Genomic DNA, 18,416 nt, shown 5'->3' with positions numbered 1-18,416 from the left:
TCTAGCTCCTGATTGCCCAGAACTGCATTTCCAGGCCGGGGAAACTGCCGGCCACGTGGAAGGCAAAACCGCTGGCGTTGTCGAGCATCTGCCAGGCCTGGCTCTGGTCGTCCAGCCGGAAGTACACGAACCCGGCGTGATACGGCAACTGGCGGGGCGCCACCGGCAGGACCGACAGCGGAATCCCGGGCAGTTGCAGACTGATGAGATCGCGGATTTTCTCCACCGACGCCACCTTGCATTGCTGGGTGAACTGCTTGCGCAGGTCGTCCAGCGGCATATCCGCTTTCACCGCCAGGATGAACTCTGCCTGGCCGATCAGCTGTGCATCCTGGATCGGCGCCACTGTGAGGCCGTACTGGCGCTGCTGCAGCTGGATGGCCAGTGCCCGCGGCTCCAGCACCGTACTCAGCGATTGCCTCAATACCTGCATCAGCGGCGTGAAGGAATCCTCCGGCAGGTCGTGATCATAGGCGGTGTATTCCTGGGGCAGGCGGTTCTCGTCGGTAAAGGTCACCAACTCGCCGCACAGCTCCAGCAACGCCTCGTAGAGGCGCTCCGGATGCAACTGCCGCAACCGCGCCAGGTGCAGGAATCGGGGATGGGCGCGGTTGAGCATCTGCAGCAGCATGAAATCCGCCACATCCGCCACGCCGCCCTGCCCCGGTGCTCCCACGCGCTCGGCAATGTTCTTGGCGCGCTCGCGCATCAGCCCGGCCATTTCCCCGACGAACCGTTGCAGCCGGGGCGCCGCCCGTACACTGAGCATGGTGGGGATGAAGTTCGGGTCCATCACCAGGCTGCCGTCCGGGCGCTTTTCCAGGATCCGGCCAATGGCCAGGGCCGCATAGGCGCTGCGGTCGTCCCGTTCCAGCATCAGCTTCGGCGCCACCCGGGCCACGTCGATGGTGTGGGAATCGCCATCAATGGAATGCAGATCGCGGATTTCCTCGCTCTGGGCGCGGAAACGGCCCGCGATAGCGGCTTCCGGCCACTCCACTTCCGCCAGGCTCTCACTGCCCAGTGGCAGGGCCAGGTACACCACCTGGTTGGCCACGGAGGCGTCGGTGATTTCCAGGGGCTCTGGCATCACATCGTCCTGGGGCAGGCAGAAACGGGTGCCATCCGGGAACAGTCCACTGGCCCTGACCAGGCCTACCCGGCCAAAGCTCAGGTATTCCGCGTTCAGTTCCAGATCACTGAAACCGTAAAGATAATCGGAAACCGCCAGAGCCCGCTCGTTGATCTGGTGTTCCAGGTATCTTTGTTGCTGCTGGAAGTGCTGGGGTTTGATAAAAAGACCATCACTCCAGACGACTCGATTGGTTGCAGACATCAGGACTCATCCGACCTTCTGAGTTTGACTTCACGCTCACGCAGGTTGACCAGCAGGTGGTAACGACTACCTATGGGGTCCACCTTCACCACCTTTTTCCATTGGGACAGGTTAGGGTAGGCATAGAAGGCGATCACACCAATAAAACGGGTGTCTTCGGCTATCTCGAACGGTTCAATGAACTTGAACTGTCCCGGCACCAGGGTGTAATCGCTGTGGTCCACGTAGTTGCGGCCCAGGGATGGTTCCAGCTCTCCCAGCAACTGGTCGAAATCCGCCGCCATCAGCCGCGAGCTGTCCCGCATCTGTATAATCTGGAACGCGATCGGCGTGGGCGCCAGAGATTCGTTGGGGTTCACATCCGGCTCCGCCAGCATGGTCAGATCCACACGGCTGGGCAGGTCTTCCGGATAGCCCACGGGGATGTCCGGGTCCCATATCACCTTGGCGGTTTTGGTAACGGCGTTGTAGGGGGTGCTACACCCCACCAAAACGAGAATGGCGACCAGCAAACTCCATTTGCAGTACTTCACGACAGGTTCTCCCTCTGTAATTGGCGCAGTTGTTGATCATAAGCCTGGTCGAACACCTCCTGAAAAAGGCGCTCGAAGCCCTGCTGACGACTGGAACTCAGTTCTCGGTAATAGTGTCGGTACATTTCCCATGCCCAGTTGCTCTCGTCTTCGTCGGTCTTCAGCCCACGGCGATAACCGTGGAAGCGACGCAGTAACGCCTCTGGTGAGAAGGCGTGCAGAATGGCATCCAGCCCTTCGCGGATGGCGGTCCGGGTGGCGAGCTGGTGATGATGCAGGCTTTGCAGGCTCTCGCTGACTGCCGCCGGGGCGGACAGGTGAACCGGGCTGCGCTGGCTGGCGAACAGGGTCTGCACGGTTTCGCTGTAGTCTTCGCCCAGACGCAATGGATTGTCTTCGATGGGCTGCAGACGCGTGCGCAGGGCCTGGTGACGGCTGTCCTCGCCCTGGTGCAGAGCCAGCAGGCCTTCCACTGTAGCTTTCAGGGTCTGGCCGGCCTCTTCCAGGAACAGGCGCATTTCATTGCTGTCGGCGAATCCCAGTTCAGTATCCATGCCCCGCAACAGGGGGGCACCGCTGATATGCTGGCGGCTCTGGTCGTTGCTCTCCCGGCGGCGTGCCGGTTTGGTGGTCTCGGACATCCTGTCACGCTCTCCTTTTCTCATGGGCAGACCAATGGCTACATCACGGTTTTCGCGGTACTCATCGGTTGCCTCGCCGTCGCTGGCATGCCACTCCGATTTGTCCGCCAGCAGGAAATCCTGCTCACGACTGGCAGCCTCGTCACGGCTCCGGGTGTCGTCAGTCCAGGCCAGCAAGGGGTCGTCGCTGACGGTTTCGCCAGGTGCCGACTGCAAGCCATGCAACGGTTCATCGCCAACGATTTCCGGGTTCGGCTTCCCGGCCCGCATCAGTTCGCCTTCTTCCACGTTCACCAGGCTGACGTCATCGGTTTCCGACGGCAGGATGCCTTGCTGGCGCTGGCCGGAGAGTACTTCTGCCCTGAGTTGATAACGGCCAATGGTAATGGTGTCGCCGCTCTTCAGACGGGCCCGTCGCCCACGGCCTACCGGCTGCGTGCCGCTGTTGACGTAGGTACGGCCACTGCGGTCGATCAGGCAAAACACACCGTCCATGAAGCGCACTTCGGCATGGCCGGCCACAGCACCGGTACGGTGGGAGGACAATTGCCAGGTGTCACTGCCGGCGCTGCCTATTGAGCCGCCGCTGACACCGAACACATATTCCCGGGCGAGGCCGCTGGCGACCTGGGTGGGGTTGCTGACCACCAGTTTCAGGCTGCGGGTCTGTTGATGTTCCATATCCGGTTTCCTTGTCTTCAGTCCTTTGGGCCTAACGGCGTATCTGCAGTCTTACGGCTGGCAGCTTCCTTGCCTTTTCCGGGGTGACAAACGAGTTCCAGCCCAGCCGCACGTCAGCCCCCATTCGCATGGGTTTGACATCCCTGGGGCGCATCTGCAGCTCCAGGTCGTAGGCGAGTTGTTCCCGGGTGATAAACTCCACCAGCTTCACCAATCGGTCATGGTCAGAACCATTGGGCAGGAAGTCCGCGAATCGCTGCCGATCCAGGTTGCGGATACGCAGGATGAACTTGCCGCTGCGGTCGCGAATGCCGGAGCCAACCAATGTGTCGTCACCCAGGGAGGCATTGGCCTGCCCCAGGCGGGTTTGCTGCTCTTGGGGAATCTGCACCCTTCGCAACACCCACTGCTCAATGCCCACATCGTCGAGATCAAAACAGTGACCGATGATACCGCTGACCACCTCCGGCGAGCGGCTCCGGCCTGCCATCATCCCGGCGTACGCCAGCATCTTGGACCAGTTGACCGGTGTGGCGGCCCGGACCTGCGGGTCGCCCAGCCCAACCAGGGAAAATATATGCTCGGAAAAGCCGTCCGATGCTTCCGGCTGAAAGCGCACGTAATAGCGATACTTGCGCCACGCCCGGTGGAACAGGGTCACCAGCCGGTGATTGAAGAAATCCAGGAAATGACGACGGATGCCCAGGTTCTGCCCTGCTTCCCAGGCCAGGTCCTCCAGGTAGTAACCCGGCAGGGGTGACTGGGAACCGTGAAGCCCCAGGAAGCTTACTTCCAGCTGGTAGGGGGCATGCTCGTGCTCCGGCGACGCCGCCGACACCACATCACTGCCCGGAAATCCCAACCCGGCTGATGCCGAGAAGCGGATACGCTCGCGCTGGGGCTGTTCGTCCTGAGACCGCTCCAGATCATCACCGTGGTGACGATGGATCAGATCCACCAGCTGAAAAAAACTGTAGCGCCGTGCATTGCCCAGAACGGGCTGCAGCTCGGCTACATCAGAGGCTGCTGCCCTTGCTGTAACGTCCATGTGTACCGTTCCTGGTTGTCTGTGTTCACCACTTCCAGTTGGTGAAATGCATTAATACTTGCGTAGAGTGCGAAGAACTGGCTGAGCACCGTGCCAAAAAGGTAAAGGTCGCCTTCCGAAGCAAACGACTGCTGGTCCAAGCGCATCACTGAACGGATGCCCCGTACCGGCAACCCCCGTACCATCCGGTCCACCGGTGTCGTCCCGATGTCCAGGATGCCCGCCAGACGCTTCTGGGACACCCGCTCCGCCTGGCGGTCCACCAGCGCGCGGAAATCGTAGACTCGCAGCACCGTTCGCAGGGCGTCCACATCCAGCAACGACAGATAGTTCAGCGACAGGTTGGAGATCAACGTCCACAACAGGCTGCCATCCAGTGTCGGCCGCAGGGTGTGGGTGGGCCGGGTAATATTGCTGAACGAGGCAAACGCCGGCGTGGTTTCTGTCGCCATGCATATCTCACCTACTGCCAATTGATGCGGTAACTGCCGATTGGTACAGGTGAGCGTCAGCGACACTGCTTCCTGACGGTTCATGCACTCGGACTCATCCCCGCGCACGAAAGAAATGTAGTGATCAAACCCATCCCCCCGCACACTCTCCCGGGCCTTCACCCGGTAGTACAAGGCGGTGCGGCCGCGATCCCGTTCCACTTCATGCTGGAAACTCTCAAACGCGGTGTACAACCGCGGCTCCCCACGCCCCGACCGGCCTTCCAGCCAGCCCTCCACCTGCTCGATGCTGAACACCTCGTAGTGCTCCGGCGAGCGACTGGACGGCGCGATCCGGTACTCCGTCTGGCGCCCATTCAGGTCCACCGGATCGGCCTCGTGGCTAAACAGATTGATGGCCGGCGTGCAGTAAAGCTGGAAATTCTCTTCCCGTATCTTCGCATCCGGCGGCAGGATGCGGCTGAAGTGGAAGCGCAGGCTGACCTCATCCGCCTGCACCGCCGGCAACCGCGTTTTCAGCCCCTGGATATCCACAAAGCGGAACGCTTCCGGGAAACTCAGGTATTCCTGCAGAATCCGGTAGCCCGGATAGGCGTTCTTGGGATACGGCAACAGGGCTTCATCACTGGCAAACCCCACCGGCTTCAATTGGCTGGCCGGAATGGAAAACACCGAATCCCCGACCACCAACTCCATACGCTTCAGGTACTGGTTAAGCCACAGGTACAGCGTCTCGGAAATATGTCTCTCGCCACCCAGGTAAAACCGCAGGTTATCCAGGCCCAGGGACGACAGCGGCTGGTCGGTATGCAGAGCCAGATCCACGGTCACAGACGACACTTCCCGCGAATGCTCCGCATGGGCATCCGCCACACTCACCGGAAATACATCCACCGCCCGACAGGTGCGGAACCGGCACTGGGTCTGCCGTGTCGCATCGCCGAGCGGCCGGCTCTTGACCTCGGTATGCCGCTCAACCCGCTGGCGCTCACTGATGGCATGCAACTGCGGATCAAACCGCATGATGGTGCAGCTCGGCACCGGCCGCAGATAGTTCGGCCACAACATGTTCAGCAGCGAATGCGTCAGCTCCGGAAATTCATCCTCGACCTTCTCACGGAGCTTCCCTGTCAGAAACGCAAACCCCTCCAGCAGCCGTTCGACATCTGGGTCTGTGCTCTGCTCAGACAGGAAACGAGTCAATTGTGGATGCGCATCCGCGAACTCCCGTCCCTGCAAGCGCAGAAAGCTAAGCTCGTCCCTGTAAAACCGATTCAACTTCATAGAACCACTACACCAAAGTTCCATCGAGGGGGATGGGGATGCCTTTTCTGCCGGGAAAAAGGTGTCTGAGCGAAGCGAGTTCTTTTTCCCAGAAGAAAAGGTATCGCCGTCCCCCTCTGACTCCGAGTGGCGGTGTAGTCAGGCTTCCAAAAGACGCTGCAAGCCCATCCATGGGCGCTTGGGCTCCGCCATCCATGGCTCCGCACACTTTTGGAAGCCTGACTACACCCCCACTCTCATCCGTGTCTTCAAGCTACTTCGAATGACGTTAAATCACCCGGTAGTAGCGCTTGTCATCCAATAACAAATCGATGGTCGTCTTATCGTCTTCCGAACCCACCTTCAGGTAGACCGTCACCTGGAACCGCAACTGCAATGGATCCGGCCCCTGGGGCATCGCCATCACATCCACCCGGTTAACCCTGGGCTCGAACTTCTCAATACACTGCCGTATGGCGCCGCGAATACGAATGTTCAGGTCATGGGTACCCAGAGTGGCGTCATTGAAATCCACCAGCCCCAGGTCCGGCACGCTCTCGCTGTTGCCCGGATGGGCATTCAGCAGGCGAACCAGATGGCGCTTGATGGAATCCACCACATGGGTCACTTCCCCCATGCTCTGCCCCGCGGGTTCGGCAGCCTGCTCCAATCGTTCGAACAGGCTGCCGCCCGAAGCCTGAACACCGTCAGCACCGGTGCTACTGAACACGGGTTAGTCCTTGTCCAGACGGCCGACGAGTGACAGCTCGAAGTTCGCACCCATGTACTTGAAGTGCGGACGAACCGCCAGGGACACCGAGTACCAGCCCGGGTCGCCTTCCACGTCGGAAACAATCACCTTGGCAGCGCGCAATGGACGACGGCTGCGAACGTCCGCCGGCGGGTTTTCCTGGTCAGCCACGTACTGGCGAATCCAGGTGTTCAGTTCCCGCTCCAGGTCCTGGCGTTCTTTCCAGGAACCGATCTGCTCCCGCTGCAGCACCTTGATGTAGTGGGCCAGGCGGTTGACGATCATCATGTAAGGCAGTTGTGTACCCAGCTTGTAGTTGGTCTCCGCTTCCTTGCCTTCCTTGGTGTTGGGGAACTGCTTGGGCTTCTGCACCGAGTTGGCGGAGAAGAAGGCCGCGTTGTCGCTGCCCTTGCGCATGGTCAGCGCAATAAAGCCTTCGTCGGCCATTTCGTATTCGCGACGGTCGGTGATCAGCACCTCGGTCGGAATCTTGGCTTCCAGCTGGCCGAAGGATTCAAAGGTGTGGACCGGCAGGTCTTCCACCGAACCACCGCTTTGCGGGCCGATGATGTTCGGGCACCAGCGGTACTTGGCGAAGCTTTCGGTCAGGCGCGTGGCCAACAGGTAGGCGGTGTTGCCCCACAGGTAATGCTCATGGTCACCGGACACCTCTTCCTTGTAGTTGAAGCTGCGCACCGGGTTTTCGGTGGGGTCGTAAGGCACCCGCAGCAGGAAGCGTGGTGACGTCAGGCCCAGGTAGCGGGCGTCTTCCGACTCCCGCAGGGAGCGCCACTTGGCATATTTCGGGCCTTCGAAAACGGCCTTCAGTTCCTTGATGGCGGGCAGTTCCTGATAGCTGTCGACACCGAAGAAGGATGGCGCAACGGAGGACAGGAACGGCGCATGGGCCATGGCACCCACGGAAGACACGTACTGCAGCAGCTTCATATCCGGAGTGGAAGGCGTGAACGCATAGTTACCGACCACGGCGCCTACTGGCTCTCCGCCAAACTGGCCGTATTCGGTTGAGTAGATGTGCTTGTAGAAACCGGTCTGGGTCACGTCGGGCGCAAACTCGAAGTCTTCCAGCAGTTCGGTCTTGGTGGCGTGGAGGATATCCACCTTGATGTTCTCGCGGAAATCGGTGCGATCAACCATCAGTTTCAGGCCGCGCCAGGAGGATTCCAGTTCCTGCAGCTTGGGTGCATGCAGGATTTCATCCATCTGGGCGCTGATCTTGCGGTCCAGCTCGACCACCATCTGGTCAACCAATGCCTTGTTGACCGGCTGGCCTTTCTCGTCGCTTTTCAGCAGGTTGGAAATAAAGGTCGCCACGCCGCGGCGCGCCACGTCATAGCCTTCGTCGGCGGGAGCCATGCGACTGTTGGCCATTACCTGGTCCAGCAGAGAGCCTTCAGCTCCTGATTGACGGTCATCCGCAACGGATTCGGAGGCAGCAGATTGCTGCTCAGCAGTATCAGACATACCACATCCCTTCAGTACGTTTTTGATAGAAAAGTGAGACCTGCCAGTAATGGCAGAATCCGGATTATTCGCCGTTTTCGTCCGTGGCCAGCTCAAGCTCCTGAAGGAGTTTGTCGCGGGCTTCATCGTTGTCCAGCAGCTCCTGCAGCTTGGAGCGGAACGATGGCACGTTACCCAGCGGGCCCTTGAGGGCAACCAGTGCTTCGCGAAGCTCAATCAGCTTCTTCAGCTCCGGCACCTGGCGGGAGATACTGTCCGGGGAGAAGTCATCCAGGGTCTGGAACTCGAGGTTAACCGGCAGTTCATCGGCTTCTTCGTCCAGCTTGTTGGTGACAGCAGTAGAGAGGGTGAGACCGGCTTCCGACATCACAGAACGGAAGTTGTTCTTGTCGACGGAAATGGCCTTACGGTCTTCGATCGGAGTTTCTTCGGCCTGCCCCTTGAAGTCACCAACGACAAACATCTTCAGCGGTAGCTCTGTTTCAGCCTGCTGATCACCGGTGGCGGGGACATACTTGATATTGATGCGCTCTTTAGGCGCGACGGAACCGTCTTTTGAAGACATGCGCTTGCTCCCTGTGGTCCATGTGCAAACTCAGTTGCTGTAGTACAGTCCATTGTGCGCACCTTCCTGGCGCGCTACGGACGAAACTCTACACAGGATAAATCGGGTACTCAAGCAAAAACTGGCCAGCTACTGGCAAAAATCCGTTCCCGGGCAAGGAATTGCCAAGTCGTCGATGTTTTGGCCAGGAGGACGCCCCATTGACGAAACCGCTGGGCGTATTGGAACGATCAGCCAATGACGACCACAGTATCTCTGGATATACTTTGCGTCACCGTGAGCAACGGATTCAACGCCACAAAAAAGGAACCCCACATGAGTGACCTGAAAACCCGTTTCGACGAAGCCGTGAACTACATCCAGAATGCCGAAGGTGACTTCAAGCCGTCCAACGAAATGAAGCTGGAGTTCTACGCCCTCTACAAACAGGCCACTGAAGGTGATGTCAGCGGAAAGCGCCCGGGCATGATGGATTTCGTCGGCCGCGCCAAGTACGACGCCTGGGAAAAGGTAAAGGGAATGTCTTCCGAGGAAGCCATGCAGAAGTACATCGACAAGCTCGAAGCCCTGAAGTAAAAAGTCGGTCGACCAGCCTTAACGGGGGCGGCAGTCATCCCGGCTGTTGCTCTCAGTCAATTCTTTCCGTGAAAGTTTTTGCGACGGTCAAACGATTGTCATAAGATGCGCGCAATATAAGAACAACAATCCACACGGAAGACGCATCATGGATATTACCGAGGCACTGGAACAGTCACAGCCCGGCCTTGTCAGGCAGGTCACTGGCGCCATCCGCAAGCATCAGTTAAACCATCGCGCAGAGCAGACTTACCTCCACTGGATTTCCCGTTTCGTGCTGTTCCATGACCTGAAAAGCCCGGAGACACTGCAACCTGGCGACCAACAGATCTTTCTGGCCTATCTGAGTGAACGCCTGGAAGTGTCACGCGCGCGTCTGAACCAGGCAAAGCAGGCCCTGGCGTTTTTTTACGAAGATGTGCTGGGTAAAACTGAAGCCGAAGGCATCGCCGCTGCCTGAACCAGGGTCGGCAAGCAGCTTACCGTTCAGAGGTTGTAGTATTGAAAGCCCCGTAATTCCGGTTCGTTGGTAGGCGTATAGTGTAGTTGTTACCGTGGGTTTGCCCGGGAATGGACTTGGGATTACTGAAGCGGAATTCCACCGGTATCTCACTGCGCCCGAGATCAGTCCGCGGGTCTCTGGGCTGCAGGGCAAGTGGATCAAGGTAAAAATCCTCGTCGGTTCTCGGTTGCACCGGCACGCCAGCCGCTGGCGCTTCCAGCCCGCCTTCGATCACGGTGTTGGCGAGAGATTCCTCTTCCATTGAACGGAAGGGGATGGTGTCCAGAGTCGATCGCTCCTCGAAACTGAACGCCCCGCCCTCAACGTTATCTTCACCGGTCTGTGCCCAAACCAGTGGCGACAGGGCCACCACCAGTAAGGTCAAGCCGACACTTGTCCTGCTTGTATCGAATCCGCCCATATCCACTGCCTTTTATTGTTTCCCTGTCGTACCCAGGCATCTGTCGGATTAATACGACCACTATGGACATTAATTATACAGACGCCATTCAGACTGACAATTTTTGATCAGTCTATCGCCAAAAACGACAAAAAACCCGGGCGGTCGCCATTTTTGTGACACCCCTCACTTGTCGGACGTCAGTGGGTCGTAACGGATATCGGTAATAACAACGTGGTTCCAGCCATCCGGGGTGCGCACGCCGACCTCATCATCAACACGCTTGCCCAGCAGGGCGCGGGCCATGGGGGAATCGATGCTCAAATACCCTCTCGACAGGTCAAACTCATCCGGCCCGACCAACCGATAGGTGTTTTCTTCGCCGTCCTCGTTCTCAATGGTCACCCAGGCGCCGAAGAATACTTTGCCGCGATCATCCGGCAACCGGTCCACCACGGTCAGTTCCTCGAGCCGTTTGGTCAGGAAGCGCACTCGGCGGTCAATTTCCCGCAACTGCTTTTTACCGTATATGTATTCGGCGTTCTCTGACCGATCTCCCTGGGCAGCGGCTTCACGCACTGACTGGGTGACCTCCGGGCGCTTCTCCTTCCACAGGAAACGCAGTTCTTCACGCAGGGCCTTTTCGCCCTCCGCTGTGATGTAGCGGGTTCTGGCCATAGATAAATCATCGTGTAGAAATAAAAAAACCCCGTAAAAACGGGGTAAGGCTAGCGCTGTGCGGGAGGGAGAAGCAAGCAGAGATTCCGCTGGCTTCCATAACTACAGACACAATTATGCATAAGCGAGGTTACACGGTGGTGGCTACACAATTACGTTTTTTTCAGGGCAGGTATTAGGTTGTTCACTCTAGAGAGTGGCGTTAGTGTCTGATCCATATAAATCTATGCCAATCGCAACTTTGACCGATCGACACTTTCAGAAACAAACGGGGCACCAATATGAATACTCAGAAACTCATCAACACCGCGCTGAACGGTCTGGACACTATCGGATACCGGCTGGACCAGTACGGCATTACCGCCAAACTGAACCGCCACAACCTGGCGGCTTTCATCATGCTGGAACAGAAACACCTGGAAGGCGAGTGGGACAGTATTCAGGCGAAGATTGATCGCCGTCGGTCACAGATTGACGGGCTTCTGACCGCCATCGAAACCCGTACCGACCCGCTGATCAAGCCTCTGATCAGCCGTGTAAACCAGTTCCGGGGTGTTACCGGCAACTGATCAGGCACCTTTGAGTTCTCCCGGTGACGTTTGCTCTCCGGCTTCCGATGCCGGAATCGTCTGAGTATCCCTGAGACGCTTCCGGTTCGGTGAGTAGGCGGGTATACGAACCGTCACCATAAGTCCCGGGTTCTCCCTGCCCGGGTAGTGATCACTCAGGGAGATAACCCCCTGGTGTATCTCGGCCACGGCACTGACAAGACTCAGTCCAAGCCCATTTCCGGGCAGTGACCGGCTCTTTCCGACCCGATAGAAACGCTGGAATACCTGGTCTTTTTCTTCGTCGGGAATACCGATACCGCTATCGCCCACCTCGAAAATTGCGTCGTTCCCTTCCTTGCGAACATTCACCCGGATCTTGCCCTTTTCGGGGGTGTACTTGATGGCATTATCGATCAGGTTGCTGACCATCTGGAACAGCAGGTCCCGGTCACCCTCGATCACCACTTCACCCTCCAGTGACTGCTCGAAATCCTGATCCTTATCTTCCGCCAGTGCCTCATAAAGTTCACAGGCATCGCTGACCAGCTCTCCCAGAGACACCTGTTTCATATCCGCGGTATTACCACGGGTTTCCAGGCGGGCTATACGCAACAGGGCATTGAACGTGGCCAGCAGTTGATCCGCTTCCGCCACGGCCTTGCCGGCCTGTTCCCGTGCTTCATCGTTGTCCACGGACATCAGGGTATTTTCCAGTTGATTGCGCAGGCGGGTCAGCGGAGTTCTCAGGTCGTGGGCTATGCTGTCGGAAACGTGGCGTATGCCTTCCATCAGATACACAATCCGGTCCAGCATCTGGTTAAGATTTTCCGCCAGTTGGTCGAAATCATCGTCTGTGCCGCGGGTAGGTATCCGTAGAGACAGGTGGCCATTCATGATTCGTCGGGACGTGTTATTAATCACCTCGATGCGCCGGGTGGTGCTTCGACTCATCAGAAAGCCACCCAGCAGCGCCAGGGCCAGGGTAATCCCCATACCCCAGTTGATGGCTGTCTCAATCACCTTTTTCAGATTGGTCAGTTCATCCACATCACGACCAACCAGCAAACGCAGACCGCCCTGCACCTCGAAGATACGTGCACGTGCCAGACGCTCGGGGCCAGTCCAGCCGACAGATTCATCCAGTGTGAAATTGATCCATCCACTTTCCGAGCGTGACCCCTTGGGCCAGGTTTCGATATTGCCGGCGAGTTTGAGAAAATCGTCAGTGGTGAGCAGGTAGATGGATTTGGCATTGGGATCGCGAGCGACACGCTCGCGGATAATGGAAATCAGGCCATTGATACCGCTACCGCGGTACTGCTCAGCAAGGCCGGCAATCTCGGCCTCAATGGTTTCATCGGTCTGGGCCGTCATGAATCCTGCTGTACGCCAGTAGATAAACGCCAGCAACAGGAAAACCGAGGTGGCAAACACCACCATATACAGCAGGGCTAACTGGAACGATGAAGTTCTGAGCTGGCTAAGCAGTTTCACGCAACATGTACCCTGCACCCCGGATGGTCTGCAGCAAGGGGGTATCGAACTCCTTGTCGATTTTTGCCCTCAGGCGGCTGATATGCACATCAATGACGTTAGTCTGGGGATCGAAATGATAGTCCCATACTTTCTCAAGCAGCATGGTGCGAGTGACCACCTGCCCGGCGTTGCGCATGAGGTATTCCAGCAGACGGAACTCCCGTGGTTGGACATCGATGTTGTGTCCTGCCCGCTTGACGGTCCTGGCCAGCAGATCCATTTCCAGGTCCGCTACCCGCAGCACAGTTTCGGTTTCCGCAGACTGGCGGTTGCGGCGAACCAGGGATTCAATCCGCGCCAGCAACTCGGTGAAGGAGAAGGGCTTGGTTAGGTAGTCGTCACCGCCGCCCCGCAGGCCTTCCACACGGTCATCGACATCACCCAGGGCGCTGAGGATCAGCACGGGCACCTGATTACCGGTGGCGCGTACCGTCTTGATAATCGACAGACCATCCATGCCCGGCAGCATGCGATCAACAATCATGATGTCGTAGTCTTCGCTGGCCGCCATCATCATCCCGTCCTTGCCATCCGCCGCATGGTCCACGACAAAATCAGACTCTTTCAGCCCTTTGACAAGGTAGTTTGCCACGTCCTGATCGTCTTCAATTACCAGTGCTTTCACCGGTTAGCCTCCTGAATAGCGGATTACATTAACAGCTAGGGTACGAAGAACATCGGTTGCCGGCCAGTTACGATCTTGTAAGAGGGTGTCGCCAATGGCGACGGTCAGGCCCCCTTCCGGAACCAGTCCAGACTTGCGGCTGTGTCGTGACTGGGACGATATTCGGCACTCACCCAGCCACCATACCCCAAGCGGTCGAGGGCCGCGAAAACATTCCGAAAGTTAATCTCGCCAGTGCCAGGCTCGTGGCGACCGGGATTATCCGCAAACTGGATATGGCCAATCCACGGCAACAGACATTCCACTGAGCGGATCAGGTCCCCTTCCATGATCTGCATGTGGTAAAGGTCATACTGCAACCTGACGTTGTCTGCATCAACCGCCTCAATCAGCTGCATGACCCGGGCGGAGGTGTCCAGGAAGAAACCCGGCATATCCACCCGCGAGTTGATGGCCTCAAGACAAAGAGTCATGCCTTCCTCTTCAAACCTCGCGGCGGCGTGGGTCACATTGTCCACCAGCGTCTGCCAGGCGAGCGATTCCTCCAGCGAATCCGGGCGTATGCCAGCGAGACAGTTCACCCGCCTGCAGTCCAGGGCACGGGCATAGCGAATAGCCAGCTCCACACCTTCCCTGAATTCCTCCACACGATCGGGAAGACAGGCAATGCCACGTTCGCCGGCATTCCAGTCGCCAGGCGGCAGGTTAAAAAGCACCTGGGTGAGGCCATTACTATCAAGCTCATGCCTCAGATCTTCCTCCGGCCACTCGTAGGGGAACAGGTACTCGACAGCAGAAAACCCCGCCTCACGTGCCAGCCGAAAGCGGTCCATAAAGTCCGCCTCGGTAAACAGCATTGAGAGATTGGCAGCAAATGCAGGCATGAATTACCCTTTGCGTCTGATGGCTGGTGAAGGGCCCAGAAGGGCACCATTGAGATGTTCCAGCTCCAGCAACAGGCCACTATGGTCTACATCACTGTGCCCGTTGGCCACCAGGCTCTGGTATTCATTATGCACCTGCTGCGACAACGGCAGGGTCAGACCCTCCGAACGGGCCTCATCCAGAATCATACGCAGATCCTTGAGCTGAATCCGGGCCGGAGCACCGGGAGAGAAATCCCGGTCGATCATACGCTGACCGTGCAACTCCAGAATCCGACTACCGGCAAAACCACCCATCAACGCCTCTCGCACCGCGGCCGGATCAGCACCACCCTTCGCCGCCAGCAGCAACGCCTCGGAAACCGCACCAATGGTAATCCCCACAATCGCCTGATTGGCCAGCTTGGCCAGTTGCCCGGCACCGACGGGACCAATGGGAGTACATTTGCCCAAGGCCTCGAACACCGGCCGCACCCGCTCAATGTCCGCCTCAGAGCCCCCGGCCATAATGCTCAGCGCAGCCCGCTCCGCACCGACCGTTCCACCCGACACCGGCGCGTCCACATACCCGGCACCCTGCTTCCGGGCCAGTTCCGCATGGCGCCGGGCCAGCGACGGCTGAACCGAACTCATATCAAGATAGACCGCCCCCGCTTTGAGTGACGCAATACCACCTTGTGCCACCATCACGTCATCCACCACATCGCCGTTTTCCAGCATGGTAATCACCACATCAGCGTCACGGACCGCATTCTTCGGAGAATCGGCAATGGTCGCCTCGTCTTTAAAAGGCTCACACTTGCTCGCGGTGCGGTTCCACAACGTCATTGGATAACCCGCGTTCAGAAGATTCCGAACCATGGGAGTACCCATCAGGCCAATGCCAAGGAAAGCTATACGAAGATGGTGTGAGGTCATACTTTCTGGATCCCTATTGCCAATGCTGGAGAAGTGGGTGGGCAGGCTGTCCCAAAACCGTGCGGAGCCATGGATGGCGGAGCCGAGCGTACACGGACGTATTCACAGCGTGTTTTGGGACAGCCTGCCCACCCACTTCAGCCCCCAAGGTTTGAGTTAACTCATAGACTTCGATTATACAAACAAAAACGCCACCAACCCCGCAAAGGATGGTGGCGTTTCAACAACCATGGAATTGTCTCTGGCTTATGCGGCCGCTTCTTCCGTTGTCATCTGCGCACGAATCTTCTTCATGGCATTCTTCTCAAGCTGGCGAATACGCTCTGCAGACACGCCATAACGATCCGCCAGTTCATGCAGCGTAGACTTGCCATCGGACAACCAACGCTCACGCAGAATGTCCTGACTGCGCTCATCCAGCAGTTCCATCGCGGCCATCAGCCGGCTGTTGGAATCATCCGTCCAGTCCGACTGCTCAAGCTGGGTAGCCGGATTACTGCGATGATCTTCCAGATAATACGCCGGCGCCTGATAGGCATTATCGTCATCGTCGTCCTGGGGTCCATCAAAAGCCGTATCGTGAGAGGCCAGACGACCTTCCATCTCCCGAACGACCTTGGGCTCAACACCCAGGTCACTGGCCACGGCCTTCACCTCGTCGTGGCTCAACCAGGCCAGACGCTTCTTCTGACTGCGCAGATTAAAGAACAGCTTGCGCTGCGCCTTGGTGGTAGCCACCTTGACGATACGCCAGTTGCGCAGAATAAACTCGTGTATCTCGGCCTTGATCCAGTGCACCGCAAAAGACACCAGCCGCACGCCATATTCCGGATTGAAGCGCTTGACGGCCTTCATTAAACCCACGTTGCCTTCCTGGATCAGGTCGGACTGTGACAGGCCGTATCCGGCATAACTGCGGGCAATATGGATCACGAACCGCAGATGCGAAAGAACCAGCTCACGGGCAGCGTCCACATCGCCTTCGTAGTGCAAACGCTCCGCAAGGTTGCGCTCTTCCTCAACAGAGAGAACCGGAATACGGCTGGCCGCCTGGATATAGGACTCCAGGTTGGCGCCCGGAACCAGTCTGTCGATGACCTGTAGATTCGTACCCATACTTTATCCTCCCTACATGACGACCAAATAAATACGCTGATCGGAACATTGATCGCCAAGCACTCTAAAAGTTCCCAAAATTCCCACTAAAACGTTTTAAATCAACAAGCTGGGAACCCAATTAATTTCTCTACTTACTTTAACGCTACGCCAAAACACGTAATATTTTCAATACGGTATTACCGATATGGAGGATCACCCGCCGGTGATTTCTCCAGGCTCGATGTCATCAAGATGGCGCTTTACAGCAACCCACGCACCTAACCAGCCTAACAGCATGGCGGCAATTATCAACGCCAGCGCACCGTCGAAACTCAACCCGTTAAGAGAGAACTCACTGCGATAAAGCCCGGCGAGCCGCTCCACTGGGCCGCTGAGCCACCAGAGCGACAGCTGCAACAGTATCCAGGCCACCACTCCACCCCCGAGCCCGAACCAGGCCCCAGTGTAGAGAAAGGGGCGGCGCACAAAGGCATCGGTACCACCCACCAGCTTGGCGACCAGAATCTCGTCCCGGCGGCTCTCAATGGCCAGGCGCACGGTATTGCCAATCACCAGCACGACGGCCGCCGCCAGCAGAATAGCCAACGCCCAGACAGCGCGGCCCAAAAGATCTGTCATGGCATTCAGACGCTGCAACCAGCCCAGGTCCACCTGCACCCGTTCAACACCGTCCAGCCCTTCAATGACAGTCAGCAGCATCTCCACCCCATCGGCAGTGCGGGAGCTCTCACTGGGCGTGACCAGCAGGGTGTGAGGAAGGGGATTCTCATTCAGGTAATCCAGGGCGTCCTCAAGGCCGGATGAAGCGCGGAATTCAGCCAGTGCCGCATCCCGGTCAATCAGCTCCACCTCTGCCACGCGGCTGTCGTCGGCCACCTCGGCCTCCAGCGCCCGCGCCTCCTCAATAGAGACCGAATCACTCAAATAGGCGGTTACCCGTGCTGAGCTTTCCCAGCCAGCGCTGACCCCTTCCAGGCTTGCCAGCAACAGCATCAGGGCAACCGGTAACGCCAGTGCAACGCCCATGACTGTCCAGGTCATCATGCTGGCAATCGGGGAGAGCCATAGACGCCGGGCGCTGTCGCGGGCCACCTTGCGGTGGTGGTTCAGGTAACTCTCGGCCTGTTCGCGCCAGGGGGAACGAGCACTTCTTGCGCCACGACTCTGTGGCTTGCGGGGATCGTTAGCCATTCCTGCCTCCGCCCGCACCAACGCCCGACACCAGCCGGCCATGATCGAGTGTAAGCGTGCGGCGGCCGAGATCATTGATCAACGCAATATCGTGGGTGGCGATCAGCACGGTAACGCCCACCTGGCTGAAGTCAGTAAACAGCCGCATGATATCGGCCGACAGCTCCGGGTCCAGATTACCGGTGGGCTCGTCGGCCAGCAGTACCGGCGGCTTGTTGACAACGGCACGGGCGATGCCCACCCGCTGCTGCTCACCACCGGAAAGCTGCATCGGGTTCATCTTTTCCTTGTTCAACAACCCCACTTTGTCCAGGGCGGCCCGTACGCGGCGGCCGATATCCCGGGCGGGAGTGCCCATCACCTCCAGAGGCATGGCGACGTTGTCGAACACTGTGCGGTCAAACAGCAACTGGTGGTTCTGGAACACCACACCAATATGGCGGCGGATGTAGGGCACCTGCCGCCGCGGCAGGCTATTGAGCACCTGCCCACCCACGACCACTTCGCCGGCACTGGGGCGCTCCATTACCATGATCAGTTTCAGCAGGGTGCTTTTACCAGCACCGGAGTGACCGGTCAGAAACGCCAGCTCACCCCTTTCCAGGCCAAAATTGACCTGGCGCAGCGCGGTATGGTCGCTGTCATAACGTTTGGTGACCTGGCGGAACTCAATCATCGAGG

20 protein-coding genes are annotated in these 18,416 nt (G+C 58.1%); 3 read left to right on the top strand and 17 right to left on the bottom strand.

All coding sequences use genetic code 11. The features are described 5' to 3' along the window. Position 1: 1 nt before the first annotated feature. From tssK to tssB, 8 genes are all read right to left on the bottom strand, one after another. Entirely contained in the window at positions 2–1,336 is a 1,335-nt protein-coding gene (tssK, locus tag QPM17_RS07215; protein WP_285389982.1) for a type VI secretion system baseplate subunit TssK, read from the bottom strand. Next, positions 1,336–1,869: a type VI secretion system lipoprotein TssJ gene (gene tssJ / locus QPM17_RS07210; RefSeq protein ID WP_285389981.1), complete on the bottom strand. Its 534-nt coding sequence runs from the start codon at positions 1,867–1,869 to the stop codon at positions 1,336–1,338. The genes tssK and tssJ overlap by 1 nt, the downstream gene beginning before the upstream one ends. Continuing rightward, positions 1,866–3,191: a type VI secretion system-associated FHA domain protein TagH gene (gene tagH / locus QPM17_RS07205; protein WP_285389980.1), complete on the bottom strand. Its 1,326-nt coding sequence runs from the start codon at positions 3,189–3,191 to the stop codon at positions 1,866–1,868. Before tagH ends, tssJ begins: the two co-directional genes overlap by 4 nt. 31 nt (positions 3,192–3,222) lie before the next feature. Further along, positions 3,223–4,239 carry a type VI secretion system baseplate subunit TssG gene (tssG, locus tag QPM17_RS07200; RefSeq protein ID WP_285389979.1) on the bottom strand — a complete coding sequence of 339 codons (1,017 nt, stop codon included), beginning with the start codon at positions 4,237–4,239 and terminating at the stop codon, positions 3,223–3,225. Then, positions 4,203–5,975, bottom strand: a complete 1,773-nt coding sequence (tssF, locus tag QPM17_RS07195) for a type VI secretion system baseplate subunit TssF (RefSeq protein WP_285389978.1) — start codon at positions 5,973–5,975, stop codon at positions 4,203–4,205. The genes tssG and tssF overlap by 37 nt, the downstream gene beginning before the upstream one ends. Before the next feature lie 268 nt (positions 5,976–6,243). Next, the gene (gene tssE, locus QPM17_RS07190) at positions 6,244–6,684 is read right to left on the bottom strand and encodes a type VI secretion system baseplate subunit TssE (protein WP_285389977.1); all 441 of its coding nucleotides are present in this window, start codon (positions 6,682–6,684) and stop codon (positions 6,244–6,246) included. A 3-nt stretch (positions 6,685–6,687) separates the two neighbouring features. Beyond that, positions 6,688–8,190 (bottom strand): type VI secretion system contractile sheath large subunit, encoded by a 1,503-nt coding sequence (gene tssC, locus QPM17_RS07185; RefSeq protein ID WP_285355638.1) that lies wholly within the window; start codon positions 8,188–8,190, stop codon positions 6,688–6,690. Positions 8,191–8,254: 64 nt separating this feature from the next. Then, positions 8,255–8,755 carry a type VI secretion system contractile sheath small subunit gene (tssB, locus tag QPM17_RS07180; protein ID WP_285389976.1) on the bottom strand — a complete coding sequence of 167 codons (501 nt, stop codon included), beginning with the start codon at positions 8,753–8,755 and terminating at the stop codon, positions 8,255–8,257. A gap of 315 nt (positions 8,756–9,070) precedes the next feature. Between tssB and QPM17_RS07175 the strand changes: the two genes are divergently transcribed. Together QPM17_RS07175 and QPM17_RS07170 are read left to right on the top strand one after the other, a co-directional pair. Continuing rightward, on the top strand, positions 9,071–9,331 hold the full coding sequence (locus tag QPM17_RS07175) for an acyl-CoA-binding protein (RefSeq protein ID WP_285389975.1): 261 nt from the start codon (positions 9,071–9,073) through the stop codon (positions 9,329–9,331). 148 nt (positions 9,332–9,479) lie between these two features. Next, the gene (locus tag QPM17_RS07170) at positions 9,480–9,791 is read left to right on the top strand and encodes a site-specific integrase (RefSeq protein WP_285389974.1); all 312 of its coding nucleotides are present in this window, start codon (positions 9,480–9,482) and stop codon (positions 9,789–9,791) included. A gap of 19 nt (positions 9,792–9,810) precedes the next feature. Here the strand turns inward: QPM17_RS07170 and QPM17_RS07165 are convergent, their stop codons facing one another. Beyond that, positions 9,811–10,218 (bottom strand): hypothetical protein, encoded by a 408-nt coding sequence (locus tag QPM17_RS07165; RefSeq protein WP_285389973.1) that lies wholly within the window; start codon positions 10,216–10,218, stop codon positions 9,811–9,813. A gap of 201 nt (positions 10,219–10,419) precedes the next feature. After that, positions 10,420–10,911, bottom strand: coding sequence for a transcription elongation factor GreB (gene greB / locus QPM17_RS07160; RefSeq protein WP_285389972.1), 492 nt, complete (start codon positions 10,909–10,911; stop codon positions 10,420–10,422). Positions 10,912–11,192: 281 nt separating this feature from the next. Here greB and QPM17_RS07155 point away from each other — a divergent pair, with 281 nt between their 5' ends. Continuing rightward, on the top strand, positions 11,193–11,480 hold the full coding sequence (locus QPM17_RS07155; RefSeq protein WP_285389971.1) for a hypothetical protein: 288 nt from the start codon (positions 11,193–11,195) through the stop codon (positions 11,478–11,480). Here QPM17_RS07155 and QPM17_RS07150 read toward each other — a convergent pair whose 3' ends face one another. The 7 genes from QPM17_RS07150 to ftsE all read right to left on the bottom strand — a co-directional run bounded on the left by QPM17_RS07150 (position 11,481) and on the right by ftsE (position 18,411). Then, the gene (locus QPM17_RS07150) at positions 11,481–12,956 is read right to left on the bottom strand and encodes a HAMP domain-containing sensor histidine kinase (protein ID WP_285389970.1); all 1,476 of its coding nucleotides are present in this window, start codon (positions 12,954–12,956) and stop codon (positions 11,481–11,483) included. It abuts the gene before it with no gap. Continuing rightward, positions 12,943–13,623, bottom strand: coding sequence for a winged helix-turn-helix domain-containing protein (locus QPM17_RS07145; RefSeq protein WP_027830077.1), 681 nt, complete (start codon positions 13,621–13,623; stop codon positions 12,943–12,945). The genes QPM17_RS07150 and QPM17_RS07145 overlap by 14 nt, the downstream gene beginning before the upstream one ends. Before the next feature lie 104 nt (positions 13,624–13,727). Further along, entirely contained in the window at positions 13,728–14,507 is a 780-nt protein-coding gene (hyi, locus tag QPM17_RS07140) for a hydroxypyruvate isomerase (RefSeq protein WP_285389969.1), read from the bottom strand. A 3-nt stretch (positions 14,508–14,510) separates the two neighbouring features. Continuing rightward, positions 14,511–15,425, bottom strand: coding sequence for an NAD(P)-dependent oxidoreductase (locus tag QPM17_RS07135; RefSeq protein WP_285389968.1), 915 nt, complete (start codon positions 15,423–15,425; stop codon positions 14,511–14,513). A 246-nt stretch (positions 15,426–15,671) separates the two neighbouring features. After that, positions 15,672–16,541: an RNA polymerase sigma factor RpoH gene (gene rpoH / locus QPM17_RS07130; RefSeq protein WP_285389967.1), complete on the bottom strand. Its 870-nt coding sequence runs from the start codon at positions 16,539–16,541 to the stop codon at positions 15,672–15,674. Positions 16,542–16,736: 195 nt separating this feature from the next. Beyond that, positions 16,737–17,735 carry a permease-like cell division protein FtsX gene (gene ftsX, locus QPM17_RS07125; RefSeq protein WP_285389966.1) on the bottom strand — a complete coding sequence of 333 codons (999 nt, stop codon included), beginning with the start codon at positions 17,733–17,735 and terminating at the stop codon, positions 16,737–16,739. Further along, positions 17,728–18,411: a cell division ATP-binding protein FtsE gene (gene ftsE / locus QPM17_RS07120; RefSeq protein WP_285389965.1), complete on the bottom strand. Its 684-nt coding sequence runs from the start codon at positions 18,409–18,411 to the stop codon at positions 17,728–17,730. The genes ftsX and ftsE overlap by 8 nt, the downstream gene beginning before the upstream one ends. Positions 18,412–18,416: the final 5 nt, after the last annotated feature.

This window comes from Marinobacter azerbaijanicus (assembly GCF_030250645.1).
Classification (GTDB): Bacteria; Pseudomonadota; Gammaproteobacteria; order Pseudomonadales; family Oleiphilaceae; genus Marinobacter; species Marinobacter azerbaijanicus.
Note: the sequence above shows the minus strand (reverse complement) of the source record. Positions and strands in the feature narration are given on the sequence as shown.

Excerpts from the sequence above, each read along its gene's own strand:
- tssK (WP_285389982.1), bottom strand. The coding sequence starts at position 1,336 with ATGTCTGCAACCAATCGAGTCGTCTGGAGTGATGGTCTTTTTATCAAA.
- tssF (WP_285389978.1), bottom strand. The coding sequence starts at position 5,975 with ATGAAGTTGAATCGGTTTTACAGGGACGAGCTTAGCTTTCTGCGCTTG.
- tssC (WP_285355638.1), bottom strand. The coding sequence starts at position 8,190 with ATGTCTGATACTGCTGAGCAGCAATCTGCTGCCTCCGAATCCGTTGCG.
- QPM17_RS07175 (WP_285389975.1), top strand. The coding sequence starts at position 9,071 with ATGAGTGACCTGAAAACCCGTTTCGACGAAGCCGTGAACTACATCCAG.
- greB (WP_285389972.1), bottom strand. The coding sequence starts at position 10,911 with ATGGCCAGAACCCGCTACATCACAGCGGAGGGCGAAAAGGCCCTGCGT.
- QPM17_RS07170 (WP_285389974.1), top strand. The coding sequence starts at position 9,480 with ATGGATATTACCGAGGCACTGGAACAGTCACAGCCCGGCCTTGTCAGG.
- tssB (WP_285389976.1), bottom strand. The coding sequence starts at position 8,755 with ATGTCTTCAAAAGACGGTTCCGTCGCGCCTAAAGAGCGCATCAATATC.
- tssG (WP_285389979.1), bottom strand. The coding sequence starts at position 4,239 with ATGGACGTTACAGCAAGGGCAGCAGCCTCTGATGTAGCCGAGCTGCAG.
- QPM17_RS07155 (WP_285389971.1), top strand. The coding sequence starts at position 11,193 with ATGAATACTCAGAAACTCATCAACACCGCGCTGAACGGTCTGGACACT.
- QPM17_RS07135 (WP_285389968.1), bottom strand. The coding sequence starts at position 15,425 with ATGACCTCACACCATCTTCGTATAGCTTTCCTTGGCATTGGCCTGATG.
- hyi (WP_285389969.1), bottom strand. The coding sequence starts at position 14,507 with ATGCCTGCATTTGCTGCCAATCTCTCAATGCTGTTTACCGAGGCGGAC.
- ftsE (WP_285389965.1), bottom strand. The coding sequence starts at position 18,411 with ATGATTGAGTTCCGCCAGGTCACCAAACGTTATGACAGCGACCATACC.
- tagH (WP_285389980.1), bottom strand. The coding sequence starts at position 3,191 with ATGGAACATCAACAGACCCGCAGCCTGAAACTGGTGGTCAGCAACCCC.
- ftsX (WP_285389966.1), bottom strand. The coding sequence starts at position 17,735 with ATGGCTAACGATCCCCGCAAGCCACAGAGTCGTGGCGCAAGAAGTGCT.
- rpoH (WP_285389967.1), bottom strand. The coding sequence starts at position 16,541 with ATGGGTACGAATCTACAGGTCATCGACAGACTGGTTCCGGGCGCCAAC.